This window comes from Streptococcus mitis (assembly GCF_001579035.1).
In the GTDB taxonomy this organism is placed as follows: Bacteria; Bacillota; Bacilli; order Lactobacillales; family Streptococcaceae; genus Streptococcus; species Streptococcus mitis_J.
On the sequence record NZ_KQ970289.1, the window covers coordinates 142,202 to 146,177 of the forward strand.

Below are 3,976 nucleotides of genomic sequence, written 5' to 3' on the forward strand. Positions count from 1 at the left end.
ATATTCTTTTGCTACTTCCCAACCTTTTTCGGAAACACCTAATTCACCTTTATCATCAAGGTATCGAACTAAGATACTTGCTAGAATTGCCCGTCCTGTACCACCTTGAAGACCAGAAATTGAATATTTACCTTTATACTTACTACCTAATTCAGTCCAATCTTTAGGCATTTCTTTTACATCAGGCGCCCCAATTAAAACTAATGGTTGAACAATCACAGGATTATAATAATTATCTTTATCTGATAAAGATTGATCAATTTTATCTAACCATTTAGGCTTGTACTGGACTAGTAATTTTTGATCTCTAATTTTATTTGAATCAACAGCACCAATTCCAAATACCATATCTGCAACTGCATTATTCTTCTCGGCAATAACACGGTCTGCTAATTGAGCGCCAGGAATATCAACCATTTTTATATTAAAACCAGCTTCTTTTGCTTTAGCAGTTAACCAATCACCACGACCATTTGAAACTGAGTTCGAATAGATTACTAATTCTTGACTTTTATCAGCTTTTTCTTCAGATGAAGAAGCAGTCGTAGAATTTGAACCTCCAGAGCAAGCAGCAAGTGTAGTAAGAGCAACTCCCGTTGCAAGTACAGTAGACCAAACTTTCATCTTTTTCATGATAAGTTCTCCTTTTTTATTATTTTATTTAAATTTTTCGTGATATGGAACAAATTGTCTCATATCTTCAAATACAGTATAGTCAATACGGTTTACAGTAATAGTTGGAATCTTCTCTAATAAGATTTCAGTTAATTCTGCTCTGACTTTAGTAAACTCTTCTTCCTCCTCTTCGGTTAGAGGAATCCGAAGATATCCAATTGAAATATGGAATTGATATCTATCATGATTAGGGAAACGAACACCTGCTTTTTCTGAAACATAAGTACGAATTTCTTCTAATCTCTTTGCAGAAGCTTCATCTGCAGGTTCAACTAGTATGTTTTGTTTTCCCATTTCAGTCACACGCATATGAATTTCTTCATCCAACAATGGAAAAATTTCAAGTTGTTTAGCAAAGTAATCATGTATTTCCTGTAAAGGTGTATCAAGAGGAAGATTACTGCTCCAAAACTCCGTTTCACGATTTTCATGGCACAACAATTCAATTACAGTCATGTGAATAGAATTCCTTGGAGTTAAAGTAAACTTATCGATAAATGGTAATTCTCTATAACGTGATTGAATAATATCAACAACTTCCATCAAATCTTGTTTAGTATAAAGATTTGCTACAACAGTATTTCCTGGAAAATGATTAAATTCTCCATTTTCTTTGAACTTAATTTTTGTTAGGTTTTTCATATAAAGACCCTCTTTTTTATATTTGACACCGGTGTCATCTATGCTTATATTATATAACGAAACCGTTTACTTTGTCAAGCGCTTTCAAACTATTTTTAAAAAAATTTATCTTTCATTAAATATGCATTTCATTAAAAGTTTAAGTAATTTTTCCAAAATACAGCACTCATATAGACAGTATCATCAATTATAGCCATTGGGATTTTTTTGATTGCCAATTCCATGTATCTCTACACATGTCTTCAATCGATTTTGTTGTCCTCCAATTTAATTCCTTATATGCTTTGTCTGCATTTGCATAACAAGTTGCAACGTCTCCTGAACGTCTTGGAACTATTTTATAAGGAATAGGGATCTTATTAACACTTTCAAATGTATTTACAAGTTGTAATACACTAGTGCCTTCTCCCGAGCCTAGGTTATAGATATAAACATCTGTTTTTTCAGATACTTTTTCTAAAGCTTTTATATGTCCTATTGCTAAATCTACTACATGGATATAATCACGCACACCAGTACCATCAAGCGTATCATAATCATTTCCGAACACACTTAGCTCTGACAACTTACCTACCGCTACTTGTGCAATATAAGGCATCAAGTTGTTAGGAATTCCTGAGGGATCTTCCCCAATCAAACCAGACTCATGAGCACCAATTGGATTGAAATAACGAAGCAACGCAATACTCCATTCTGAGTCTGCCACATGAACATCTTTTAAAATTTGCTCAAGCATCACTTTCGTATACCCATAAGGATTTGTAGCACTTGTTTGCATTGTCTCAATTAGAGGTGACTGATTGTTAATTCCATATACAGTCGCACTTGAAGAAAAGACAATCTTTTTAACATTAAATTCTGACATCACTTCAACAAGTGCCAATGTACTCATAATATTATTTTTGTAGTACATCACAGGCTTTTGCACGGATTCTCCGACAGCTTTATAACCTGCAAAATGAATTGCAGCATCAATCGATTCTTGTTCAAATACCTTTCTCAATGCTTGTTTATCACAAACATCTAATTCGTAAAACACGGGACGTATTCCTGTAATTGCTTCAATACGGTCTAGCACCAAGATGCTAGAGTTCGAAAGGTTGTCGACAATGATAACTTCCTTTCCTAAATTTAGTAATTCTACTACGGTATGGCTACCAATATAACCAGCTCCGCCTGTTACCAATATTGCCATTTGGGTTTCCTCCTAATTAATTCCAACCGACTTAACAAATCTCATAAACGCTTCATGCCCAGACGGTGTATTCTTATAAACTCCTGCATCTTCCAGAACTCTCGCAAACACTTGTCCTACTTCGTGTTGAACTACGCTATTAACCTCTTCTTTATTAATGCGAGGATATTTTTCTTTCAATTGGTCGGCCCATTCTAAATGATAATCCGCAATTGCGTTATCCTCTCCTAAAAGATATTTTCCAACTTCTTCTAACTCTGGTTTCAAACGAGGTGGTAATATCGCAAGTCCCATCACTTCGATTAACCCGATATTTTCCTTTTTAATATGTTGTACATCTTGATGAGGATGGAAAACACCATCTGGGTATTGTTCAGTAGTATGATTATCTCTTAGAACAATATCTAATTCATATCTCCCGTCCACTTTACGAGCAATAGGAGTCACCGTATGGTGTGGGACATCTTCAGTCATAGCAATGATGTCTACTTCTAAATCTGAATATTCTCTCCACTTATTTAGAATTTTAGTAGCTAAATCTAACAAGCGATTTTTATTTTCACTTTGTAACCTAATTACTGACATTGGCCATTTTACAATACCAGCATTAACATCCTCAAAGTCTTTAAAACGAAATTCACTCTCAAATTTTGCTTTTTCCATTGGGAAAATATGTTTCCCTCCCTGGTAGTGGTTATGACTAAGAATGGAGCCTCCTGAGATAGGAAGATCAGAATTTGAACCAGCAAAATATCCTGGCAAAATATCAACAATCTCCAATAATTGTTCAAATGTTTTAGAGGTAATAGCCATTGGTACATGTTGACTATTTAAAAATATCGCATGCTCATTAAAGTATGAGTAGGGAGAATACTGGAATCCCCATACTTCGTCACCAAGTTTCAACCGAATAATTCTATGATTCGAACGTGCTGGATAATTTATTCGCCCCTGATATCCTTCATTTTCCATACATAGTAAACATTTGGGATAATTAGTTGCTTTTACTAATTTTTCAGCAGCAATTGTTTTTGGATCTTTTTCGGGTTTTGACAAATTTATCGTAATCTCTAGCTCTCCGTATTTAGTTGATGCTCTAAATTCAATATTCTTAGCAATAGCAGAAGTTTTAATATAATCACTATCTTTACTTAACTTATAAAACTCTTCAACTGCTTCTTGAGGTGATATATCATATGAACTCCAAAAAATATCATTTAATCGACTAGGTAAAGGAACTATGAAATTCATTAACTCTGCTCCTAAACATTCCTTTTCCTCGATTAAATCTTTAATTTTACCGTTTTTTAAGGCGATTTCCACTAAGTAATCTTTTATTTGTTTCAGGTCATTTTCATCGGAAATGCGATCAGTTCCCTCCTCACCTATTAACGCTAGTACTCTATTTTTCACATATATTTTGTCAATTTCATTATACATTCCGTATTCAATTACTCTATCAAC

General features: G+C 34.1%; 2 protein-coding genes and 2 pseudogenes. All 4 read right to left on the reverse strand.

All coding sequences use genetic code 11. From position 1 onward, the window contains the following. Positions 1–633 (reverse strand): annotated as a pseudogene (locus tag SMIDD26_RS13195) (ABC transporter substrate-binding protein); the annotation flags it as partial. 24 nt (positions 634–657) lie between these two features. Then, positions 658–1,317, reverse strand: coding sequence for a DUF1868 domain-containing protein (locus SMIDD26_RS07965; RefSeq protein WP_000793811.1), 660 nt, complete (start codon positions 1,315–1,317; stop codon positions 658–660). A gap of 183 nt (positions 1,318–1,500) precedes the next feature. Beyond that, positions 1,501–2,512, reverse strand: a pseudogene (gene galE / locus SMIDD26_RS07970) (UDP-glucose 4-epimerase GalE). A 12-nt stretch (positions 2,513–2,524) separates the two neighbouring features. Beyond that, on the reverse strand, positions 2,525–3,976 hold a 1,452-nt coding region (galT, locus tag SMIDD26_RS07975; protein WP_246746996.1), incomplete at its 5' end, for a UDP-glucose--hexose-1-phosphate uridylyltransferase.